Below are 22,242 nucleotides of genomic sequence, written 5' to 3' on the forward strand. Positions count from 1 at the left end.
GTTCTCCGCGAAATCTATTGAGGTAGAGCGTCGAATGATTGCCGTTGGGGGTAGAGCACTGGATGGTTGCGGGGGTCGCGAGATCTACCAATACTAACCAAACTCCGAATACCAACGAGTCTAGTTCGGCAGACAGACGGCGGGTGCTAAGGTCCGTCGTCAAAAGGGAAACAGCCCTAACCTACAGCTAAGGTCCCCAAGTCACGTCTAAGTGGGAAAGCATGTGGAACTTCCAAAACAACCAGGAGGTTGGCTTAGAAGCAGCCATCCTTTAAAGAAAGCGTAACAGCTCACTGGTCTAAATAAGAGGTTCTGCGGCGAAGATGTAACGGGGCTCAAGACGTGCACCGAAGCTTAGGGTGTGATCGTTTACGATCACGCGGTAGCGGAGCGTTCCGTAGGCCGTTGAAGCGATCTGGTAATGGGTCGTGGAGGTATCGGAAGTGCGAATGCAGACATGAGTAGCGATTAACAGTGTGAGATGCACTGTCGCCGAAATTCCAAGGGTTCCTGCTTAAAGCTAATCTGAGCAGGGTAAGCCGGCCCCTAAGACGAGCCCGAAGGGGGTAGTCGATGGGAACCACGTTAATATTCGTGGGCCTGGAGGTGTGTGACGGATGGCGTAAATGGTCTGGCCTTATTGGATTGGTCCAGGCTGTGAAGTTGTCCCAGGAAATAGCCCCTCCGTATAGACCGTACCCTAAACCGACACAGGTGGAATGGTAGAGTATACCAAGGCGTTTGAGAGAAGTATCCTGAAGGAACTCGGCAAATTGCCTCCGTACCTTCGGAAGAAGGAGGCCCCACATCAAGGCAACTTTTTGTGGGGGGCACAGGCCAGGGGGTAGCGACTGTTTAGCAAAAACACAGGGCTCTGCTAAGTCGGCTTCAAGACGACGTATAGGGCCTGACGCCTGCCCGGTGCCTGAAGGTTAAGAGGAGGAGTGCAAGCTCTGAATTGAAGCCCAGGTAAACGGCGGCCGTAACTATAACGGTCCTAAGGTAGCGAAATTCCTTGTCGGGTAAGTTCCGACCTGCACGAATGGCGTAACGACTTCCCCACTGTCTCCAGGATATGCTCAGCGAAATTGAATTCTCCGTGAAGATGCGGAGTACCCGCGGTTAGACGGAAAGACCCCGTGCACCTTTACTGCAGCTTCAGAGTGGCATTAGGAAAGAACTGTGTAGCATAGGTGGGAGGCTTTGAAGCGATGACGCCAGTTGTCGTGGAGCCATAGGTGAAATACCACCCTGTTGTTTTCTGATGTCTAACCTCGCACCGTTATCCGGTGCAGGGACCCTCTGTGGCGGGTAGTTTGACTGGGGCGGTCGCCTCCTAAAGAGTAACGGAGGCGCGCGATGGTGGGCTCAGGACGGTTGGAAACCGTCTGTTAGAGTGCAATGGCATAAGCCCGCCTGACTGCGAGACTGACAAGTCGAGCAGAGACGAAAGTCGGTCATAGTGATCCGGTGGTCCCTCGTGGAAGGGCCATCGCTCAACGGATAAAAGGTACGCCGGGGATAACAGGCTGATGATTCCCAAGAGCTCATATCGACGGAATCGTTTGGCACCTCGATGTCGGCTCATCACATCCTGGGGCTGGAGCAGGTCCCAAGGGTTTGGCTGTTCGCCAATTAAAGTGGTACGTGAGCTGGGTTCAGAACGTCGCGAGACAGTTTGGTCCCTATCTGCCGTGGGCGTCGAAATTTGAGAGGAGTTGACCCTAGTACGAGAGGACCGGGTTGAACATACCTCTGGTGTACCTGTCGTCCTGCCAAGGGCGCAGCAGGGTAGCTATGTATGGACGGGATAACCGCTGAAAGCATCTAAGCGGGAAGCCTCCCTCAAGATAAGATTTCTTCGAGCGGTCGTAGACCACGACCTTGATAGGCCGGATGTAGAAGTGTGGTAACATATGGAGCTAACCGGTCCTAATTGCTCTGATCGCGCCTGAGAGTCCCACCATCAATGACAGTGCTGGCAACAGCAAAACGTCAGCGATAAGTGGTGATCAACCTCAAGCCAGATAACACATACAAACATCAAATACCGTGCACGGTATCGATTATAACCCAAAGCGCAAGCTCTATTGCTTGGTGACCATAGCGTCTGTGACCCACCCGATCCCATCCCGAACTCGGCCGTGAAACCAGTCTGCGCCGATGGTACTGTGGCTCAAGCCCCGGAAGAGTAGGGCGTCGCCAGGCATTACAGCTTGCGCTTTGAAATAAAAACCCATCACAATCTCACAAAAGGGCGGCCCATAAAGCCGCCCTTTTGCCTTTGGTGACGCGGGATGGAGCAGCCCGGTAGCTCGTCAGGCTCATAACCTGAAGGTCGCAGGTTCAAATCCTGCTCCCGCAACCACCGCCATGGAACTGGTCGCTGACATAACGCCGCCCCTAAAAGGGGCGGCGTTGTCGTTCAGGGCGAATGCCGCCAGGTTCGCCACCTTCGAAACCACCTCTGCCTCCGGGCCGTCAGCGCCATCGGGATAGATCGTCACGCTCTCAATCAATTCGCTGATCAGTTCCGCTGCTTCCGCGCGCACATTATCGTCGTCGAGGCTTTCCTGCAGCGCCGCCACCTTCTTGCCGAATAGGCTGAGGAGTTCGGGATGCGGAACAATATCGGCGCTCCGCTGCGAAGGAGTAGTGCGTGCCAGGCGCGCCTGCAGTTCCGCCTTCTCCCCTTCCCGTTCTATGAGCATTTTTGCTAGAGTCGTGCTGACGACCCCCGCAGCAAGATTGGCTGCGAGGTTGGCGAGTTCGGCTTCAACCTGCTTCAGACGGATCATCAGATCCCGATCGCGCTCGGCTTGTGTCTCAGTGATGCGCCCGACCTCCTTGTTAAAAGTCTCGACAAAAAGGCGGGCATGGTCCTCGGTGAAAAGTTGATGACGTAGGACCGCCAATGTCGCATGTTCCAACGCGCCTTTCCGAACCGAGACCTTGTTCCGGCAAGTCCCACGCTCCTTCTGGCTCGCACAGCGATAATAATCCTTTCCACTGATGGTGGAACCGGCGCCGCAGCAGGAGCAGCGGATGAGGCCGGACAAAAGATGCTTTTTGCGCGGTTGACCGGCCGGGGATCTTGTATCGGTGGTGCGCTGACGCTGCTTGATTTCAGCCTGAACCGCGTCCCACGAGGCATTATCGATGATGCGAAGTTGGGGAACGGGGATGTCGATCCACTCGCTTTGATCCCGAAGCCGTTCTCGCCGTTCACTATCCGGATTGCGCCGCCATTGGCGCCGCCCCCAGACCAACCTGCCAACATAAAGCGGATTGTTGAGGATGCCGGTTGCCTTTTTCGGGTTGCTGCGGATCGTAGAAGCGTTCCAGTCACCAGCTCGCGGACCAGGGCTGGGCGGACGTCTGGCGGCGCGAATGCTTTGGCTGGGAATATAAGGGCCGCCACGCCAATCTCGACAAGGCCTATGGCCAGCTGCTGCAATATCGGTGGCGCTGGAAAATCCGCCGCTGTTGATCGTATCCGACATGAACCGGATCGTGATCCGCACCAACTGGACCAACAGCGTCCAGGAAACGCACGAGATCGCGCTGGAGGACCTGACCGACGGCGCGGTGCGCGATCGGCTGAGGGCCGCCTTCACCGATTTCGAGCAGTTCAGGCCCGCCAAGTCGCGCCAAGAAATGACCGAGGAGACCGCGCGCGAATTCGTCGGCATCGCCCAGCGGCTTCGCGACCGGGGGCACGAGCCGCACCGGGTGGCCCATTTCGTCAACCAGCTCGTCTTCTGCATGTTCGCCGAGGATGTCGGCCTGCTGCCCGACCATCTGTTCACCAAGATGTTGAGCGCCAGCCGGGTGCGCCCCGAGCGGTTCGAGGGCAATGCCGCCAAGCTGTTCAGCGCGATGGCGATCGGCGGCGACATCGATTTCGAGCCGATCGAATGGTTCAACGGCGGGCTGTTCACCGATGCCAGTGTGCTGCCGGTCGCGAGCGAGGATATCGACCAGTTGCTCAGCGCCGCGCGGCGCGACTGGAGCCAGATCGATCCCTCGATCCTAGGCACGCTGTTCGAACGCGGGCTCGATCCCGCCAAGCGCAGCCAGTCGATGCCACCTTAATGCCCCTTGACCTCAATATCGTCATGTGAGGTCTCATAAGCCCGTGCAGATCAACTTCAATTCCACATAATCATCAATGCCCCAGTGGGAGCCTTCGCGCCCAAGGCCTGATTCCTTGACGCCGCCGAATGGCGCGACCTCCGTCGAGATCAGTCCGGTGTTAAGGCCGACCATTCCATATTCCAGCGCTTCCGAAACGCGAATGCTTCGATCCAAATCCCGCGTGTAGATGTAGCTGGCGAGGCCGGCCGAAGTGTCGTTGGCCATCGCGATCGCTTCAGCCTCGCTTTGGAACCGTACCAGACCGGCGACCGGGCCGAATGTTTCCTCCTTGCAAAGCAGCGCGTCGGCGGGAACATCCGCCAATACCGTGGGAAGGAAGAAATTGCCTTCGCCCTCGATCGCATGACCGCCGGTCAGAATATGCGCCCCACGCGTCACTGCGTCATCGACATGAGCGGATGCCTTGGCCACTGCCCGCGTGTCAATCAGGGGCCCTTGGTCTGTGGGACCGCTCATGCCCGCGCCTACCACGAATTGGCTGACGCGTTCAGCCAAGCGCTTCGCAAATACGTCGAAAATGCCATCCTGAACGAGGAAGCGATTCGCGCAGACGCAGGTTTGGCCGGTGTTCCGAAATTTTGAAATGAGAGCGCCTTCAACCGCGCTTTCGACATCGGCGTCATCGAAGACGATGAAGGGCGCGTTGCCGCCCAGTTCCAGGGAAACACGCTTCACTGTCGACATGCAGCGTGCCGCCAGCATTTTGCCCACGCCCGTCGAACCCGTAAACGTGAATTTTCGCACTCGCGGGTCCGTGGTCAGGATTTCCCCGATCGGTGCCGCATCGCCGGTCACGACGTTGAATATCCCCGCAGGCACCCCTGCCTCCTCCGCCAACACGGCGAGCGCCAGTGCCGAAAAGGGTGTGAGTTCAGAGGGCTTGAGCACCATCGAGCAACCGGCGGCCAAAGCAGGCCCTGCCTTGCGCGTGATCATTGCGAGGGGGAAGTTCCAGGGCGTGACGGCGGCGACGACGCCAACCGGCTCCTTGCGCACGGCCAGGCGACGATCGGATGCGTGAGGCTGGATCAGTTCGCCATTGATCCGCCGGGCTTCCTCCGCGAACCATTCCAGAAAGGACGCTGCATAGGCGACCTCGCCTTTGGCCTCGGCAAAAGGCTTGCCCTGCTCCAGCGTCAAAATTGTCGCCAGATCGTCCTGGTGCGTGAGCATCAGCTCGCCCCACCGCCGCAGTATGGCGCCGCGCGCCTTTGCAGCCAGCTTCCGCCAATCGACCTGCGCCCGCCAGGCGGAAGCAACCGCCTGTTGTGTTTCGTCCGCGCCCAGATTGGGCACAGTCCCCAGTTCAGAGCCGATTGCGGGATTGGTGACGGCGATCTTCGCCGTCCCCTTGATCCATTGCCCGTCGATGAAAGCCGCTTCCTTAAGCAGGTCCGGTCGAGAGAGTGTGTTCGGGAGGGTCACGCCACCTCCCTCGCGGAAACTGTCAGCGCCTTCTCCAGAATATTCAGGCCTTGCTCCAATGTTTCGTCCTCAACAGTTAGCGGCACCAATATCCTTATAGCCTGACCGGACTGGCCGCAGCTTAGCAATATCAGCCCTTGTTCGAGCGCGCGAGAGCAGACGCGCTTTGCCTCAACGCCGTCGGGCTGGCCATGTTCATCGACGATGTCGAAGGCAATCATCGCCCCTGGGCCGCGCAGGCCGGTGATTTTCACCAGATCCTTGTTCTCGGCGAACTGCGTAATCCGTTCGCGAAGTCTGTGGCCGATGACATTGGCGCGGTCGAGGAGGCGTTCATCCTCGATAACATCCAGCACCGCCAAGGCTGCGGCCAGCCCGACGGGAGAGCCGCCATAGGTTCCTCCCAGACCGCCAGGGCCGATGACGTCCATCACATCAGCGCGCCCTATGACCCCGGAAATCGGAAAGCCGCCGCCCAGCGACTTCGCGACGGTAAGGAGGTCCGGCTTGATCGGCGCATGTTCAATGCCGAACATCTTGCCGGTTCGGGCGAAGCCGGTCTGAACTTCGTCCGCGATCAGCAGAATGCCATGACGCCGCCGGATATCATCTAGCGCCTGGAAAAATTCGGGCGGCGGGCTGTGGAAACCACCTTCGCCCTGGACCGGCTCGATGATGAAAGCCGCGATGCGCTCTGGTTCGATGTCGGCCGCAAACAGGAAGTTGAGAGCCTTGAGCGTCTCCTCAACGCTGACCCCTGTGGTCGGGCTGGGATAGGGGAGATGGTAGATTTCCCCAGGAAAGGGTCCCAGACCCTTTTTGTAGGGCGAAACCTTGCCGGTCATGGCAGATGTCAGCAGGGTCCGGCCATGGAAGCCGCCCGCAAAGGCTATGATGCCGGGGCGGCCGGTGGCTGCGCGTGCGATCTTGACTGCGTTTTCGGTCGCTTCCGCGCCGGTCGTGAAAAAGATGGTTTTGGCATCGCCATCGACGGGCGCCAAAGCGTTCAGCCGCTCAGCCAATTCGATATAAGGCGGATAGGCAACCACCTGAAATGCCGTGTGCGTGTATTTGTCGATCTGGTCGCGAACCGCCGCGATCACCTTGGGATGACGATGGCCCACGTTGAGAACCGCGATCCCGCCCGCAAAATCGATATAGGCATTGCCTTCGACATCCCAGATGGTGGCGTTCTCGGCCCTGCTGGCGATAATATTGGTGGCGGTGGCGACGCCCTGCGGGATGGCTTCCTTGCGACGGGCGTTATATTCGGCGTTCCGCATCTGACGACCTTCATGATGGTTTCTGGAATCTTTCCTGATGCTGACACATTAGGGGATTCCGCATCCCGGAAGCAGTTGCTTTCGGCGGTCAGTTTGGTAACCTCAGGTCACCATCTACTCCTATGGCTGAACGCGATGAATTCACCATTGCCTCCGTTCTCCGCTCTCAGGGCCTTTGAGGCAGTGGGCCGATTGGGCGGTATCCGACGAGCAGCGAAGGCCCTTGGCGTAAGCCATGCCATTGTCAGCCGTCACGTAAGGGGGCTGGAAGAGCGCTTGGGCGTTACCTTGCTTGACCGGGAAAGCGGGCAGCTGACAGCGGTCGGCGTTGATTATCATGGCCGCCTGGTGAGGGTTTTCAATGAATTGAGGGAAGCAACGGATGCCGTTCGGGGCAGAACCGATGGCAAGCTCGTAATATCCTGCGTCGGCGGGTTGGCGTTGCATTGGCTCGCGACGCGGCTGGCGATGTCGTCTGGTCGAAACGGGATGCCGCCGGTCGATCTTCGGTCGGAAGATGGGCTCCTCGACCTCTCGAACAACGCCGTTGATGGCGACATTCGATATATAGGCGATAGCCAGACGCTGGACCGGAAGCGCGGTGTGCGAACGCTTGAACTGGCGAGGCCGCATGTCTTTCCGTTGGCCTCGCCGATGTTCGTTTCTCGCTGGGGCGATAAAATCCGTTCGGCGGAAGACCTGGCCAAATTGCCGCTGATCGAGGAACGCAGCGATGTGGAATGGCGCATGTGGATGCAAGCGCAATCTATCGATCTTCCGCCGAACACCCCGACCGGCAGATACGGTCATGCCCATCTGGCGCTAGCCGCCGCGCGCGCTGGCCAAGGGATCGCGCTTGGCAATCACTATCTCATTGCCGAAGATCTTGCGGCGGGTAGACTGGTGAAGGTCGTGCCTCGTGAAAAGGAATTTGTGCCCGTGACACTGGGAGCTTATGTTTTCAGAGGCCCTGCCAATCGGTGGTCGGACCCATCAATCGTCCGTTTCAGACGCTGGCTTGCGGCGCAATTCAGCGCGGACCCGGCATATTGACGCGTCTTCAACGGGCTGGCCGGGACGCGTTTGCCTGAACATGTTTCGTTTTGAAGTCAGGGCAGGGGGAAATGTCTGAAATGTTGTCACTGGAATATCTGGCTTCCCCTGAGTGGAATGGCAAGATCGCCCAGCTTATCGCTTTGGAAGGTAAGGCGAGAGCAGAGGCGCTGTTTGACATGTTCTCGGCCGCGCTCCGATCAGACGAGATGATGTTGTTTCATTTTCGGGAAAATGTTGGACCAGAGGTGGTGGAACATCGCACGCTGAATTCTGTCAGGCAGCAGCAGGTCGACGACTATAAAAACGGATTTTACCTTACTGATCCATTCTATCTCGCCATTGAGCGGTCCATCGAAAATCAGGCGATCAGCCTTAAGGACGTGGTAGATCAGGATGATTTTCAAGCCAGCGATTTTTTCGTTCGGCACTATGTGGACACCGATCTTGTCGATGAGATGTGCTATTGCATGTCGGAGGGGCAGGGCGGGCACATATTGCTTTCCTTCGCGCGCTCCCGTGATGCGGGGCGTTATTCGGATAAGGAATTGGAACTGGCCAAGGCGATTGCTCCGATTGTCTTCGGCACGCTTTCCTCGAGCTGGCGACATTTTGCCGATCCGAAACTATTTGCTCCTCCTTCGCCCGAAGAAGTGAAGCTGCACGACGATCTTAAAAGAGCCCGCGATAATTTCGGCCGCTCGCTATTGACCGATCGCGAGTTCGAAGTCGTTCAAATGATGCTGAGAGGATATCCGATAGATGTGATCGCGAAACGGCTGAAAATGGCCGAGGGCACGGCGAAGGTGCATCGGAGGAATATATACGCCAAGCTGGATATCAGTTCGATGGCGGAACTGTTTTCGCTGTTCATCGACGTGGTTGGGGAAGTGAATGTCGGCCTGGATGCCGATCCGTTGCTTCAATATGGGCAGGTGCCCCGCAGCAACTGACTGACCTGCGCGCTCATGCTCTATTTGTCTTTTGTTTTCCGCATTTTCCGAGCCAGCAGATGATGCCATCTGCTTCGAAAATGCTCTAGGCCACGCGAGGGACGGATATGGCCCCTTGAACATCCGGTGACGAACCAGCCGTCATCATGTTGGCTGCGCGGACTGTATTCGAAAGCAGGCATGCGATGGTCATGGGTCCGACGCCGCCCGGCACAGGGGTGACGGCGGCGGCATGATCCAGCTCTGAAGTCACCGCATCACCCACGATTATGCTCCGGCCATCCTTGTCGACAATCTTGTTGATGCCGATGTCTATCACGATCGCTCCGGGCTTGACCCAGCCGCCGCGCACCAGGCCGGGACTGCCCGCGGCCACGATCACGATGTCGGCGGTTGAAACGATGGACGGCAGATTACGCGTGTTGATGTGCGTGACGGTGACGGTGCATTCTCTTTCCAGCAAAAGCAGGGCGACAGGCTTGCCGACGATGTTGGACTTTCCGATGACGACAGCCTTGAGGCCGCAAAAATCTTGCACCACGCTTTCAAGCAGAAGAAGACAACCGAGCGGCGTGCAGGGGATCAGTCCGTGAGTACCCGTAGACAGTCGGCCGACATTCACGGGATGGAAGCCGTCCACGTCCTTCGATGGGCAAATGCGGTCCAGCACCACGCTTGCGTCAATATGCTGCGGCAGCGGTAGCTGGACCAATATGCCATGCACGGTGGGATCGATGTTCAGCGCATCGATCTCCGCCAGAAGGGCATCCTGGGTCGTTTCGCTCGGCAGGCGCCGCTCGATCGACGTTATGCCGACCCGCTTGGATGCCTTCAACTTGCGCGAGACATAGACATGGCTCGCCGGATCATCACCCACCAGAATGACCGCCAAGGTGGGCGCGATGCCACAGCGTGTCCGAAAGGCGTCCACGTCGTGGCGAACGGTCTCTAGAATGCCATCGGCCATCATTTTGCCGTCAATGATCTTCGCCATGGTCAGCCTTGTCATTCGGGTGTTGTGGACAGCCGGGTGCCGACGGTGATTTCAGCCCACGCGATCGGCGGCGTAACTGTCCGGACTGGCGGGAAAAACGATCGTCCGGTCGCCGTTCACGAATACGCGATGATGTATGTGAGCGTGGATCGCGCGGGCCAATGTGCGGCTCTCCACATCCCGTCCGATGGATACATAATCGTCCGCGCTCTGCGCATGCGTGACGGCTATGGTTTCCTGTTCGATGATCGGGCCTTCATCCAGTTCCGCAGTAACGTAATGGGCGGTGGCACCGATGAGTTTCACGCCGCGCTTGTGGGCCTGGTGATAGGGCTTCGCACCCTTGAATCCGGGCAGGAAGCTGTGATGGATGTTGATGACCCGGCCCGGCATCCTGCGGCACAGTTCGTCCGAAAGCACCTGCATATAGCGGGCAAGGACGATGAGATCGGCTTGCGTGCGCTCGACGATTGCCATCAGTTCGGCTTCCGCCTCAGCCTTATTATCCTTGGTCACCTTGATATGGTGGAACGGCAGATCGTGACTGAGTACAAGATGCTGATAATCGAAATGGTTGGAGATGACGCCCACGATGTCGATCGGCAGCATGCCGATCTTCCAGCGATACAGAATGTCGTTCAGGCAATGTCCAAAGCGGGACACCATCAGGATGACCTTCATTCTGACTGTGGAATCATGAAATTCGAAATTCATATTCCACTCTGCGCCGATCGGGGAGAAGCCCTCCGCGATTTCCGAAAGCGACTTGCCCTCTTCGGAGACGAAGCTGACCCGCATGAAGAAGGTGCCGGTTTCCACATCATCGAATTGCGAGGAATCCGAGATGCTGCATCCCTGGCTCGCCAGATAGCTGGAAATGGCGGCCACGATCCCGCGCTTTGACGGACAGGATACGGTGAGGATATCGGTCGTCACATTCTTCTCCAAAATTCTATGCCCAGTTGCGCGCCGTGGGCTTCACAGCTTCGCGGTCAGTTCAGGGACGGCGGTGAAAAGATCGGCGACGAGCCCGATATCGGCGACCTGAAAAATCGGCGCGTCCTCGTCCTGATTGATGGCGATGATGGTCTTGCTGTCCTTCATGCCAGCCAGATGCTGGATCGCGCCCGATATGCCGACCGCGATATAAAGTTCGGGAGCAACGATCTTGCCCGTTTGCCCCACCTGATAGTCGTTGGGGGCATAACCCGCGTCGACGGCGGCGCGGCTGGCGCCCACGCCTGCACCCAGCTTGTCGGCCAATGGCATGATGATCTGTTCGAAGGTCTGCGCATCCTTGAGCGCGCGGCCGCCGGAAACCACGATCTTGGCGGAGGTCAGTTCAGGGCGTTCCAGCTTTGCGATTTCCGCACCGACAAAAGTCGATAGACCTGCGTCGGCCCCGATGGAAACCTCTTCGATCGCGGCGGAACCGCCTGTCGCGGACGCCATGGGAAAGGCCGAACCCCGCACGGTGATCACCAGCTTGGGATCTGTGGATTGGACGGTCGCGATGACATTTCCGGCGTAGATCGCGCGGGTGAAGCTTTTTTCGCCTTCCACGGAGAGGATCTCCGAAATCTGCATGACATCGAGCAGCGCGGCGACGCGCGGGGCTACATTCTTCCCCATGCTTGTCGCCGGGGCGAGAAACGCGTCACGGTTGGTCATAAGGGCTGCCACCAGCGGCGCGACATTTTCCGGCAGCGCGTGCTCGTAACAGGGGGCATCAGCGAGAAGGATTTTATCGACGCCCGCGATCCGTGCGGCGGCTTCTGCCACGGCACGGCACGCAAATCCGGTCACCAGCAGGTCGACGGGGCCGAGTTTGGCAGCGGCCGTGACGGCGGACAGGGTAGCGTCCTTTACCGCGCCATTATCATGCTCGACCAAAAGGAGAGTTCTCATCTCAGGCAACTCCCATTTCCTTGATTTTGACAGCCAGAGCGTCCGTATCGGCGACTTTGATACCGGCGGAGCGGGCTGGCGGCTCGGCCAGCTTCAGGGTCTTGATGCGTGGCGTGCAATCCACCCCGTAGTCCGCGGGACTCTTGATCGTGACAGGCTGTTTTTTCGCCTTCATGATGTTGGGAAGCGAGGCATAGCGCGGATCGTTCAGCCTGAGATCGGCAGTGATGATCGCTGGCAGGGACAGCCTTACCGTTTCCTGGCCACCGTCGATCTCCCGCGTCACATCGATTGCGTCGCCATCGACGCTGATCCGGCTTGCAAAGACGCCCTGCGGCCGGTTCATGAGTCCCGCGAGCATCTGCCCCGTCTGATTTGCATCGTCGTCGATCGCCTGTTTTCCGAGGATGACGAGACCCGGGTCGGTCTCCGCCACGATCTCTTTCAGAATCTTCGCGACGGCGAGTGGTTCGACGTCCGTGTCGGTCTCGACAAGGATGGCGCGGTCCGCCCCCATGGCCAGCGCCGTGCGCAACGTGTCCTGCGCCTTGGCGGGGCCGATGGACACGGCGATGACCTCGGCTGCCTGACCCGATTCCTTGAGGCGGATCGCTTCCTCAAGGGCGATTTCATCGAAGGGATTCATGGCCATCTTGACGTTGGCAAGGTCAACGCCGCTTCCGTCCGCCTTGACCCTGGGCCTTACATTGAAATCTATGACCCGCTTCACGGGAACGAGAATGCGCATGATATCCTCCCGGCGACGCTAAGCGCCTTCAAGATGCAACTGCTGATGTGAGAAAGGTGGCTTTGGCGGCTCAAGCCTTGATGCGCAGGCCCTTTGGATCATACCAAGGCCCCAACTGCGCCTCCACCTCATGCCGTTTCCATGCGATCTCGACCTCGAAGCTGCTCCCTTCCAGAAACGCCTTGTCGACGCCATCTTCGTGATGGACATAACCCATCCCCAGCGAAGCCCCGATGCGATGGCCATAAGCGCCCGAAGAGATGTCGCCGACTATTCGGTCACCGATCCACAGCGGCTCGTTGTGGAAGACGAAGGGGGCGTCCGGGTCCTTCAGCTTGAACTGGACGAGGCGTTTGGTGAGCTTGCCTGCTTCCTTCTGACGCAGAAGCACATCTCGGCCGATGAACCCGCCCGGCTTGTCCAGCGCGACCGCGAAACCCAGGCCGCCTTCCAGTGGCGTATCCTCCTCGCCGATGTCGTGCGCCCAGTGGCGATACCCCTTTTCCATGCGGAGGGAATTGAGGGCGAAGAAGCCAGCGTCGCGAAGTCCAAACTCCGTTCCCGCTTCGACAAGGACATCATACACATGCTGGGCGAATTCGGCCGGCATGTAGAGTTCCCAACCCAGTTCGCCGACAAAGGTGACGCGGCTGGCGCGGACTTTCGCGTAGCCAAGGTCGATTTCCAGACTGGTGCCGAAGGGAAAGGCTTCGTTGGAGAAGTCGGCGGGCGAAATCTTCTGCAGCAGCTCGCGTGACTTGGGTCCCATCACGGCCAGCATCGGCAATCCAGACGTGATGTCGACCACATGGGCATGCGCGTCATCCGGGATATGCCGCTTCAGCCAGGCCATGTCGCGGCGCTGGGACGCAGCGATCGTGACGATCATGAAGGATGTTTCGGACAGGCGCGTGATGGTGACGTCGGCCTCGATACCGCCCTTGGGATTGAGCCATTGGGTATAGACCAGCTTGCCGACGGGCACGTCGATCTCATTGGCGGAAAGCCGGTTGAGAACCTTGAGAGCGTCGCGGCCCTCCATCAGATATTTGACATAGCAGCTGAGGTCGAAGACCGACACATTCTCCGCCGTGTTGCGGCATTCGGCAGCAGTGTCGTCGAACCAGCTTGGCTTATGATAGGAATATTCTACTTTTGGCGCCGTTCCTGTGCCGCCGAAGAAGCCGGGCCGTTCATAGCCGTTCATTTCGGTCATCCATGCGCCCTTGGCGATCAGGCGATCGTGGAAGGGGCTGCGGCGCACGTTGCGCGCGGTCTCCATCTGCAGGTTGGGCCAATGCATGTTGTACATGGCGCCCAGTGTTTCCGTCGTCCGGTCGTGGAGATATTTCTTGTTCGTCTGGAATGAGACCGTGCGACGGACATCGACATCGACCAGCTCGACCGGCGGCATGCCGTCATTGATCCAGTCCGCAAGAACCTTGCCGACGCCGCCCGATGACAAGATGCCTACCGAGTTGAAGCCGCAAGCGGTGAACAGGCCGCGCACCTCGGGCGTTTCGCCAAGCAGGTAACGGTCGTCGGGGGTAAAGCTCTCAGGTCCGTTGAAAAACAGCTGGATACCCGCATTGGCCAGCAGTGGCACACGGTTTACCGCGAGTTCCAGGATCGGCTCGAAATGGTCGAAATCTTCGGGCAGCGTGTCGAAGCAGAAATCGGGCGAGATGCCGTCCATTCCCCAAGGCTTGGCGTTAGGTTCAAAGCAGCCGAGCAGGAGCTTGCCCGCATCTTCCTTATAATAGGCATGCTCATCGGTGACGAACATGACAGGCAGGTTGCGGGGAAGTTCCGGGATAGCCTCGGTGACGATGTAGAAATGCTCTGCGGCATGCAGGGGAAGGCTTACGCCGATTTGCGCCGCCAGATCGCGCGACCACATGCCGCCGGTGATGACGACCTTCTTCGCCCGGATTTCACCTTGCTCTGTCATGACGCCGACAGCCTTGCCGCCTTCGACGATGATGTTCTTGACCAAGCATTGCTCAAGGATCTTGGCGCCGCCCATGCGCGCGCCTTTGGCATAGGCCATCGTTACGTCGATGGGGTTGACCTGACCGTCATTGGGGAACCAGAATCCGCCGACGATGCCGTCGATGTTTACTGGCGACCAGCGCTCCTTGATCTGGCCGGGGGTTACGGGTTCGACAGGCAAACCGAAATTGCGCCCCATCGATGCGCCGCGGGCAAGCTCTTCAAGCCGTTCGGGCGTTTTGGCAAGGCGCAGCGAACCCCGTTGCATATAGCCGGTGGCCATGCCCGTTTCGGCCTCCAGCTGCCCGAACAACTGCCCCGTATAATAGGCAAGCTCCGTCATCCTTCGATTTGCGCGGAGTTGTGTGACCAATCCCGCCGCATGCCAGGTCGTGCCACAGGTCAGTTGCTTGCGCTCGCACAGCACTACGTCGGAAATGCCTAATTTGGTCAAATGGTACGCTATGGAGCATCCTGCGATGCCGCCACCGATGATTACGACTTCGGCGGAACTCGGATATGACGTCACGAAAAACACTCCAGATGTCTGCGATATGGCGAGTGCGCAGAGGTATTCACATGCGCATGTGAAGAGGTTGCCGGTCCATCAAGTCATCACCCGGCAGCAGGTCTTTAAATTTTGATCGGAGCGTTTGAATGTCCGGCAAACTGTTTATCCGCTATTGGAACGACGCACCCATCAGGAAGAAATCTATTGTGTAGATGGCATTGTGCTGATGACGGACTGGTGTAACAATACCCCGCTCGGGGTAGTATATGCGGGCGCGGCTGGGGCGAGCACGGGCCACCTAGAGGGTGCGCCAACCGAAAAGGCGGCTGCTCTTGGCCACCATCAGATAGAAGTGTGGCATCCGTCTCTCGTAACCCAACGTCTCGCAGGCCGCATTTCTCAGGGGCAGCAATGGTCGAAGGTGAAGTCTGCGACTGGGTAACTACTCCGATGAGGGTAGGAGCATGGCCATCCCGCGTCAGCTATAGGTCTGTCACGGCGAAAGAGTGGCGGGCCTGAGCGTCCAGAACTGATTTAGGACGCGGGTCAAGCCCGCCACCCTTCTATCTAGTGGGATGAACAGCAAAAATCTGCGGATGCGCCGTTTCGAGAAAGGTGTTTGAAGAGGATGGCCAAGTGAGGGGACGGGGAGCGTGAGAGAACATGAGTTCCGCAAGCGGGTCGTCGGAGAAATGCATTTGCGGCGCTGGCCACGGCTTTCAGCGTCGATGGAGATCGTGCAGATACTCAACATTCTAGATGAAGGTGATCGGGCGCAGGAACGCGATTTCGTCGCTCAATTCAGTGGGAAGCCAGCTTGTCTCCCCGGCGCCAGCCATGTTTCAGGAACGCTGCATGACGGGATAGCTTACACCTGGGAGCGTCACAGCGAAGCAAGCACTATCACTCTTTTTATAGACTCCGGCCAAGCGGACTCGACGGACCATGCTGTTTCGCAAATGGAAAAATTGCCGGGGGCGGCGATACGCGCAACCAGGATCGAGATCGTCGAAGATGAGGAGAAGGCTCAGACCCGCTTGGAGGATATGGCGTTCTTTGGCGATGAACTGGTATCCTGCCATGTAGGCGACGGTATTCGTATCTGGTCCGATTTTCGTATCGGGCCTGAAGGATATGGCAGGCTTCTGGTGGCCGCAAACGGCGCCAGTGATGGCGACCTCACACGTACCGTGCAGCGTTTTCAGGAACTGGGGAACTACCGCAATCTGGCCCTTATGGGCTTGCCGGTGGCCCAAGCGCAATCGCGATTGCTGCTCGAAGCCGAAGCCAAATTGGGGGAGCTTGGCCAGATGCTGAGTCATCCGGAGGTCCGTGATGACGATCTGCTGGACGAGTTGTGTCAGCTTTCGTTGGAGATCGGCGCCGTCGCTGGCGCAACAAACTATAGAATGAGCGCGACCGCAGCATACGCTCAACTGGTTGATGAGCGGCTGGCCGAACTGGCTCCCCGACCGATAAGGGGGTGTCAGTCGCTCATTGATTTCACCCAGCGCCGCTTTCTTCCGGCGGTGCGCACATGTGCGAGCTTCACTAAACGGTCGCACCAGATCGCCAATGTCGCTGCCCATCTTTCCAATTTGCTGAGGACCCGGATCGAAACGCGGATCGAAAATCAGAATGCCAGACTTCTGACCTCGCTCGAACGAAACGCCAGCATGACGCTGAGGCTTCAACAACTGGTCGAGGGATTGTCTGTGGTCGCCATCAGCTATTATAGCGTGTCGCTGCTGGGGCATATGCTTGAAGGGATAGAGCCCTTCGCGCCTGCTCTGCACGCTTCGGCGATCGTGTCCGTCGCGACGCCGCTCATACTGACCGGAACCTGGTTTTGCTTGCACCGCCTCCGCAACGCGGTGCTGCGGCAGCCAGGAGGCTAAAACAATCCATAGCAATGGAAGCGTTGCGGGGCGAGGGTTGAACTGGTGATTTTTCCTTTCGTGTTTTGGAGACCGCGGAGTTGGCCTTGACGGCAGGGCTTCGTTTATACCCTCGCAGAGGTATTGCCGATCAAGGTCGCCACCGGCACCAACGGGCGAATTAGGGTATAGTTGTTTTCCAGTTATTGAAGGAAGTCGTCTTCCAGCGGCTGTCGTAATTTTCGCTGCTTTGAAGAAAAGCGTGCACTTTTAAAAAAGAACAGAGTTTTCATAACTTTGGAAGTTAGAAGGCCAGGTGGCGCGTGAACATGATGGATTTGTTCAAGCTCAAAAGGAGAGTTGCTCTCGTAACGGGGCGCGCGCGCGGCATCGGCTTTGAGCTTGGCACCGCCCTGTCTCACGCTGGCGCGATTGTTTATTCTGCCGATCTCTGGCGGCGGCCAAGGTGATGAAGGATCGTGGCGGAGGCTCCATCGGCTACGCGGCGACGACGGGCGGGGTCGTGCAGCTTGCGCGCCCGCTGGGCGCCATGCTCGCTCCCGATGGCATCCGGGCAGATTCGATAGCCCCGGTTAATGTCGCCAGACGTTCGCCGACTCCAGGCCGAACTGTTGGCTCGTCCGCCGATAAAGCGCTACGCCCGCCGCAGGAACGGCGAGGCGCGGCTCTCTTCCTGGCGTCCGGCGCCTCATCATACTGCACAGGCTACACCTATGCCGTCGGTGGGGGTTGGCTTGGAGCTTGACCGGGCGCGCGAGAGCGACGCGCAACTGAACTTTACCATAGTCTTTCTGGGAGCATTCTGATGTCTGGGTTCAAGCCATTTGCCGACTATAGCAACCATATCCTGGTGAACGGAGAGCTGCGGCGAAGTGCTTCCACGACCGCGCTTGACGTGATCGATCCCGCCACGGAACAAGTGGTTGCGAGCGTATCGGACGCGACCGACGCCGAACTCGATCAGGCGGTCGCCAGCGCCATGCAGGCGCAACGCGCATGGCTCAAGCTTTCGGCGCTGGAGCGTACCGAAGCGCTTCATAAGGTCGCACAGGCGATCGAGGACAACCGGCCGTTGCTGGCTGAATCGATGACCCGCGAAATGGGCAAGCCTTACAAGGAAGCCTTTGACGAGGTCACATGGTCCGTATGGGCGTTCCGTTACTATGCCGAAGTGTCCCGTCATGATCATGGCCGCGTCGTCGGGCCGGTCGTGGCCGGTCATATGAACCTCGTCACCAAGCATCCGCTCGGCGTCGTCGGCATCATCATGGCCTTCAATTTCCCTTACTGCCTCTTTTCCTGGGAAGCGGCGGCGGCGCTGGGCGCCGGGAATGCCGTGATCCTGAAGCCGTCCGACCACACGTCAGTCTCCTCGATCCTTTTCCTCAAGACGATGATGCCGCACCTCCCGGCTGGCCTGATCGGTATGATCACGGGCGGCGTCCGCGTCGGTACGGCGATGGTGGCACATAAGGACATTCATGGCATCGCTTTCACTGGCAGCGTGGGCGCGGGCCGGGCCGTCGCGAAGGGGTGCGCCGAAAATTTCAAAAAGGCTCTGATCGAAACGTCAGGCAACGACCCGTTCATCGTCATGCCGTCGGCGAATCTTGATATTGCTGCGCGCGCCGCCGTCTTCGCCGCCAATCTCAATGCGGGTCAGGTCTGCACATCGGGCGAGCGCTTTTATATCCATCAGGACATCCACCAGGCCTTCATCGACAAGGTGGTCGGGCTGACGCGAAAGATTCGTATCGGCAACGGCCTGGACAAGGTCGATATGGGGCCGATGGTGTCGGAGCGCGAGCGGAGTCGCTACGAAGGACTTGTCTCCCGTGCGATCAAGGCAGGGGCCAAGGTGGCGACAGGCGGCGCGCGTCCGTCTCACCTCAACGCGGGCTATTTCGTCGAACCCACGGTCTTGACGGACGTCCAGCCGGACGCGGAAATCCTGAACGTCGAAAGCTTCGGCCCGGTGATGTCCATTTGCCGCGTCGCTGATTTCGACGAAGCCCTCACGCTCGCCAATCGTTCGGAATATGGTCTGGGATCGACGGTCTACACCACGGACCTTGGCGAAACGCATCGCGCCATCGAAGAGCTTGAAAGCGGCATGACCTGGATCAACGCGCCACTGATGGACAATAACGCCGCGCCGTTCGGCGGCCGCAAGATCTCCGGCATGGGTGGCCAGCTAGGAGCGGAAGGCCTGGACCAGTTCCGGCATTCTAAGATGGTGATGATCGACCCGTCCTGCTCATCCCATGATTTCTGGTGGTTCCCTTATGCTGACGCCGAAGCGTTCGGCGGCGAGAAGTGAAATCCCGATTTTGTCTTAGTTCGTGAAAGAAATTACAGAAAGGCTCGCATTACAGTTGCATATCGATTGAAACTCTGAATCAAAGGGTCTCCATTGTAAGGAGGCCGTGGATGACGGATGCATCGATTGAGACCACGCTGGAGCTGTGGGCACCGTCGCTTCGCGACGTGAAGGGTCGTATGCGCGGCTTGTTCACGCAGTAACGAGTTGCAGCGTCAGCGTTTTCCTGCTGAGCGACGAGCGTCGTAAGACGGGTTGGATGCGCGCTGAGGCGGCGGGTGATCCGAGGCCTTGGCGAATCAGGCTATTTGTGCCGGGCGCTGGGACGCGGACGGGCTTCGCGACATTGTGCGGGAGTTTGTTGTCGAGAACCTCGACACACAGGACGGAGTTCTGGTCATTGATGAGACCGGATTCCTCAAGCAGGGCAAGGCATCCTGTGGTGTTGCGCGTCAACAAATCGGGTCGGCGAGCAAGACACGAACTGCCAGATTGGCGTGTTCGCCGCCTATGTGTCGGCACGGGGTCACGCCTTTATCGATCGAGCGCTCTATTTGCCGGTGGATTCTATTTCGAAGTGCGAAATCCTAGGTTTTATAGGGGTTTGATCCCCTTTCCAGGAAGGCACATGATGAACAGCTATCAGCATCTGGGTTTGGACGAGCGGCGCGACGTTTATCGTTTGGTGGCGACCGGTCGGTTCGTGCGGGAGGTTGCAGCAGCGCTCCGCCGTCATCCGTCGACGATTTCTCGCGAGTTCAAGCGCACCCGGCACCTGGATGAGCATCCGCTGTTTCGAGGTTATTTCCCCACCGTCGCGCAAAACCTGGCCCGCGAGCGCCGCGTTCGCGGCGATAAGATTGCGCGAAAACCCGAACTCGCTACCTATATCGCCGATCGCTTGTCGGTCGCCTGGTCGCACGAGCAAACCGCAGCGCATAATGCTTCACCCGACGGTAGATCGTGGCATGATCCGCGCGGATGCCGCCCTCGAAACAATGTCTTTCCATCTCCCCCCGGGGCGTTCGGCCATCCCGTTGTCCCATTGCCAAATTTTTGCGACAGAGCCGACTGCGCGCGTCGGGGTTGGTGGCGATCGTTGTCGAGGATGAATCGACCGCTCCGGTGCGCGGCTGCTCAGCGTCGGGCGTAGCAATTGCGATCAGGAGGGGGAGGGCTCTCCATTCGGCCCCGGTTGGTCACATCTGGCGGGCGACGATTCAGCGCGCGTTCGATCGCCGCGCGCTGCCGGATTTGACGGCGGATGATGTGGCGCGGTTGCCCAACGGGATCAGCGCATTCGACATCGGGTGGGGCTCAACCCAGCAGCGAGGATCTCGCGAGCATCGTGGACGGGCTGCGTTGTAAATCGCCACCACGCAACCGCAATCTCGCCGCCGAGCAGGGCGCAGCCGGGCGCTCACGGCCAAGATCTGGTGATAAGGGTCCCCATTACGCTTTTGGTCCTCCAGAAGTTGCTTGAGGCTTGCGCGCTTTCCGTCACGGCAAGGCTGCTCGTTCCAACCAAGTCTGGACAAATAATGCCGACAACATCAATGGCTGGCTCTGCGCCCCCCTTACCAGGTCAAGACTGGTGACCAGTGACTACCGCCACAGTGTGGAGGCGTCTCGCCAGGATTGATGGCGTTTCTTCCCCGATCCTTTACTGCCGATCGGCACACACGTCGTGAGGACAGGCTGGAATCGCGGCCTTCCTTCCTCTGTCCGACGCCCCCCAAGCCAGGCCTCCGCGCGAAACCATGGTCATGGCGAAGATCGCCATCAGGAGGGTCAGGCCGATCTCGGCATAGCCGATCGCATCATATCCGCCCATGTCATTGAGATAACCGCCAATAAAGGGCGCGATAGCGATGCCGCCGATGAACGCCCCGCCGAGCGCTGACGCCAGCCTGCCTTTTCTATCGACCAGCGCCGCCACCGCATAAAGCTGGGCATAAGCCATGAAGTATATCGTCGCCCAGGCGACGATGCCGATGCTAAACTGGATCGCACTTCCATTGGCGAGGGTGAAGAGCCACAGGAACAACCCGGCGACAACGAGCGAAAGCGCCAGCAGAAATTTCGGCGGCATGGTTCGCGATAGGAACAACTGCATGACCGGACCAATGATGCTGATACCATACATGACCGAGAATAGTGTACCTATCTGCTGGAGGCTCATTCCAGTCTTGGTGCCGATCTGCTCGGCGACGAGCCATGGCAGCGTGTCTCTCAGGCCGAAAAACAACGCAACCAGCATCAGCATGATACCGTTGAGGCCCAGCAATACATGTGGTCCGCCCTGTTCCGCGTCGGCCATAGCCGCTGCCTCTTCATTCGGCCTGCGTGGCACGAAGGGTGTGGCGAGCGCCCCAAGCGCAACCGTTCCGGCCAGCGCTAAAAACACGCCCCGATGGCCATAATGTTCGCTGATGAAGGCAAAGGTCGGCATCAGGATCATCATGAATCCGACCAGCAGCAGGGTAAGATGTCCCGACAGTTTTTCCGGGTTCACGCCGTTCGCGATCGAGGCATTGCCAATTGTCAGGGCGATACCGGCGCCCAGCCCGGCAATGAACCGCAGGACCGCAAAACTGGTCATGTCGAGTTCGAGTGTCCCACAGAGTAAATTGATGCTGATGACTATGATGACGCTCGCCCAGGCGGCCTGTCGTCGAATGCCGCGATCCATGAAAGGGGCAAGCGCAAGGGAACTCAAAAATAGGCCGGAAAATTCAATTGTTCCCAGAAATCCGACCTGCGTTGCACTAAGGTGCAATCCAGCCATGAGCGAGCCTGCCAGCAGTGGCAGCACCCAATAGGTGATCAGGCCGATAGCTTGCGAAAAAGCAAAGCATACGAAGAGAAGGCTCCAGTCATCGGGCAGGATCGCCCATGTCGGCTTTGGACGAACCTTCGCCTGCAACTCTTCGTTCATGGAAACTCCTGGTCTGACTGCATGTCGGCGGTGCCCCACCTGGCCGAACAGGCCATTATCT

15 protein-coding genes, 1 tRNA gene, 2 rRNA genes and 4 pseudogenes (1 of these 22 running past the window's edge) are annotated in these 22,242 nt (G+C 58.6%); 13 read left to right on the plus strand and 9 right to left on the minus strand.

Annotation, left to right across the window (positions count from 1 at the left end):
- The 3 genes from ACZ5U1_RS14755 to ACZ5U1_RS14765 form a co-directional block, all read left to right on the plus strand.
- Positions 1-1,956 (plus strand): 23S ribosomal RNA (locus ACZ5U1_RS14755) (it extends 841 nt beyond the left edge of the window).
- A gap of 137 nt (positions 1,957-2,093) precedes the next feature.
- Positions 2,094-2,208: ribosomal RNA gene (gene rrf / locus ACZ5U1_RS14760) — 5S ribosomal RNA — on the plus strand.
- An 83-nt stretch (positions 2,209-2,291) separates the two neighbouring features.
- A tRNA-Met gene (locus tag ACZ5U1_RS14765) sits at positions 2,292-2,368 on the plus strand.
- Here ACZ5U1_RS14765 and ACZ5U1_RS14770 read toward each other — a convergent pair.
- Entirely contained in the window at positions 2,325-3,503 is a 1,179-nt protein-coding gene (locus ACZ5U1_RS14770; RefSeq protein WP_464780815.1) for a recombinase family protein, read from the minus strand. The genes ACZ5U1_RS14765 and ACZ5U1_RS14770 overlap by 44 nt on opposite strands.
- Here ACZ5U1_RS14770 and ACZ5U1_RS14775 point away from each other — a divergent pair.
- Positions 3,463-4,095, plus strand: a complete 633-nt coding sequence (locus ACZ5U1_RS14775) for a type IIL restriction-modification enzyme MmeI (protein ID WP_464780651.1) — start codon at positions 3,463-3,465, stop codon at positions 4,093-4,095. The genes ACZ5U1_RS14770 and ACZ5U1_RS14775 overlap by 41 nt on opposite strands.
- Positions 4,096-4,128: 33 nt before the next feature.
- Here the strand turns inward: ACZ5U1_RS14775 and ACZ5U1_RS14780 are convergent, their stop codons facing one another.
- Together ACZ5U1_RS14780 and gabT are read right to left on the minus strand one after the other, a co-directional pair.
- Positions 4,129-5,583 carry an NAD-dependent succinate-semialdehyde dehydrogenase gene (locus ACZ5U1_RS14780; RefSeq protein ID WP_464780652.1) on the minus strand — a complete coding sequence of 485 codons (1,455 nt, stop codon included), beginning with the start codon at positions 5,581-5,583 and terminating at the stop codon, positions 4,129-4,131.
- Positions 5,580-6,866: a 4-aminobutyrate--2-oxoglutarate transaminase gene (gene gabT, locus ACZ5U1_RS14785; protein ID WP_464780653.1), complete on the minus strand. Its 1,287-nt coding sequence runs from the start codon at positions 6,864-6,866 to the stop codon at positions 5,580-5,582. The genes ACZ5U1_RS14780 and gabT overlap by 4 nt, the downstream gene beginning before the upstream one ends.
- 135 nt (positions 6,867-7,001) lie before the next feature.
- Here gabT and ACZ5U1_RS14790 point away from each other — a divergent pair.
- The 3 genes and pseudogenes from ACZ5U1_RS14790 to ACZ5U1_RS14800 all read left to right on the plus strand — a co-directional run.
- Positions 7,002-7,133 (plus strand): annotated as a pseudogene (locus tag ACZ5U1_RS14790) (LysR family transcriptional regulator); the annotation flags it as partial.
- 9 nt (positions 7,134-7,142) lie between these two features.
- Complete coding sequence (locus tag ACZ5U1_RS14795; protein ID WP_464780816.1) at positions 7,143-7,919, plus strand: LysR substrate-binding domain-containing protein; 777 nt, start codon at positions 7,143-7,145, stop codon at positions 7,917-7,919.
- Between the two features lie 71 nt (positions 7,920-7,990).
- Positions 7,991-8,872, plus strand: a complete 882-nt coding sequence (locus ACZ5U1_RS14800) for a helix-turn-helix transcriptional regulator (RefSeq protein ID WP_464780654.1) — start codon at positions 7,991-7,993, stop codon at positions 8,870-8,872.
- Between the two features lie 85 nt (positions 8,873-8,957).
- On the opposite strand, the gene ACZ5U1_RS14805 is transcribed toward ACZ5U1_RS14800, so the two are convergent.
- From ACZ5U1_RS14805 to ACZ5U1_RS14825, 5 genes are all read right to left on the minus strand, one after another.
- On the minus strand, positions 8,958-9,866 hold the full coding sequence (locus tag ACZ5U1_RS14805) for a bifunctional 5,10-methylenetetrahydrofolate dehydrogenase/5,10-methenyltetrahydrofolate cyclohydrolase (RefSeq protein WP_464780655.1): 909 nt from the start codon (positions 9,864-9,866) through the stop codon (positions 8,958-8,960).
- 51 nt (positions 9,867-9,917) lie between these two features.
- Positions 9,918-10,802, minus strand: a complete 885-nt coding sequence (gene purU, locus ACZ5U1_RS14810) for a formyltetrahydrofolate deformylase (protein ID WP_464780656.1) — start codon at positions 10,800-10,802, stop codon at positions 9,918-9,920.
- 42 nt (positions 10,803-10,844) lie between these two features.
- Entirely contained in the window at positions 10,845-11,774 is a 930-nt protein-coding gene (locus ACZ5U1_RS14815; RefSeq protein ID WP_464780657.1) for an electron transfer flavoprotein subunit alpha/FixB family protein, read from the minus strand.
- Between the two features lies 1 nt (position 11,775).
- Positions 11,776-12,522: an electron transfer flavoprotein subunit beta/FixA family protein gene (locus ACZ5U1_RS14820; RefSeq protein WP_464780658.1), complete on the minus strand. Its 747-nt coding sequence runs from the start codon at positions 12,520-12,522 to the stop codon at positions 11,776-11,778.
- A 70-nt stretch (positions 12,523-12,592) separates the two neighbouring features.
- Positions 12,593-15,043 carry a GcvT family protein gene (locus tag ACZ5U1_RS14825; protein WP_464780659.1) on the minus strand — a complete coding sequence of 817 codons (2,451 nt, stop codon included), beginning with the start codon at positions 15,041-15,043 and terminating at the stop codon, positions 12,593-12,595.
- Between the two features lie 635 nt (positions 15,044-15,678).
- Here ACZ5U1_RS14825 and ACZ5U1_RS14830 point away from each other — a divergent pair.
- The 6 genes and pseudogenes from ACZ5U1_RS14830 to ACZ5U1_RS14855 form a co-directional block, all read left to right on the plus strand.
- A complete protein-coding gene (locus ACZ5U1_RS14830) occupies positions 15,679-16,923 on the plus strand; it encodes a DUF3422 domain-containing protein (RefSeq protein WP_464780660.1) in 1,245 nt (414 codons plus the stop codon).
- Between the two features lie 448 nt (positions 16,924-17,371).
- Positions 17,372-17,668, plus strand: coding sequence for an SDR family oxidoreductase (locus tag ACZ5U1_RS14835; protein WP_464780817.1), 297 nt, complete (start codon positions 17,372-17,374; stop codon positions 17,666-17,668).
- Between the two features lie 60 nt (positions 17,669-17,728).
- Positions 17,729-19,243, plus strand: coding sequence for an aldehyde dehydrogenase family protein (locus ACZ5U1_RS14840; protein ID WP_464780661.1), 1,515 nt, complete (start codon positions 17,729-17,731; stop codon positions 19,241-19,243).
- 110 nt (positions 19,244-19,353) lie between these two features.
- Positions 19,354-19,803 (plus strand): annotated as a pseudogene (locus tag ACZ5U1_RS14845) (transposase); the annotation flags it as partial.
- 71 nt (positions 19,804-19,874) lie between these two features.
- A pseudogene (locus tag ACZ5U1_RS14850) lies at positions 19,875-20,183 on the plus strand (helix-turn-helix domain-containing protein); the annotation flags it as partial.
- 236 nt (positions 20,184-20,419) lie between these two features.
- Positions 20,420-20,726: pseudogene (locus tag ACZ5U1_RS14855) on the plus strand (hypothetical protein); the annotation flags it as partial.
- Between the two features lie 180 nt (positions 20,727-20,906).
- Here the strand turns inward: ACZ5U1_RS14855 and ACZ5U1_RS14860 are convergent.
- Complete coding sequence (locus tag ACZ5U1_RS14860) at positions 20,907-22,181, minus strand: MFS transporter (protein ID WP_464780662.1); 1,275 nt, start codon at positions 22,179-22,181, stop codon at positions 20,907-20,909.
- Between the last annotated feature and the right edge of the window lie 61 nt (positions 22,182-22,242).

The sequence above is a fragment of the Sphingobium sp. TomTYG72 genome (genome assembly GCF_055394715.1).

What these genes read in the sequence shown, in the direction of transcription:
- ACZ5U1_RS14770 (WP_464780815.1), bottom strand. Translation starts at nt 3,503, where the DNA reads ATGTCGGATACGATCAACAGCGGCGGATTTTCCAGCGCCACCGATATT.
- gabT (WP_464780653.1), bottom strand. Translation starts at nt 6,866, where the DNA reads ATGCGGAACGCCGAATATAACGCCCGTCGCAAGGAAGCCATCCCGCAG.
- ACZ5U1_RS14800 (WP_464780654.1), top strand. Translation starts at nt 7,991, where the DNA reads ATGTCTGAAATGTTGTCACTGGAATATCTGGCTTCCCCTGAGTGGAAT.
- ACZ5U1_RS14805 (WP_464780655.1), bottom strand. Translation starts at nt 9,866, where the DNA reads ATGGCGAAGATCATTGACGGCAAAATGATGGCCGATGGCATTCTAGAG.
- ACZ5U1_RS14815 (WP_464780657.1), bottom strand. Translation starts at nt 11,774, where the DNA reads ATGAGAACTCTCCTTTTGGTCGAGCATGATAATGGCGCGGTAAAGGAC.
- ACZ5U1_RS14820 (WP_464780658.1), bottom strand. Translation starts at nt 12,522, where the DNA reads ATGCGCATTCTCGTTCCCGTGAAGCGGGTCATAGATTTCAATGTAAGG.
- ACZ5U1_RS14835 (WP_464780817.1), top strand. Translation starts at nt 17,372, where the DNA reads ATGAAGGATCGTGGCGGAGGCTCCATCGGCTACGCGGCGACGACGGGC.
- ACZ5U1_RS14840 (WP_464780661.1), top strand. Translation starts at nt 17,729, where the DNA reads ATGTCTGGGTTCAAGCCATTTGCCGACTATAGCAACCATATCCTGGTG.
- ACZ5U1_RS14860 (WP_464780662.1), bottom strand. Translation starts at nt 22,181, where the DNA reads ATGAACGAAGAGTTGCAGGCGAAGGTTCGTCCAAAGCCGACATGGGCG.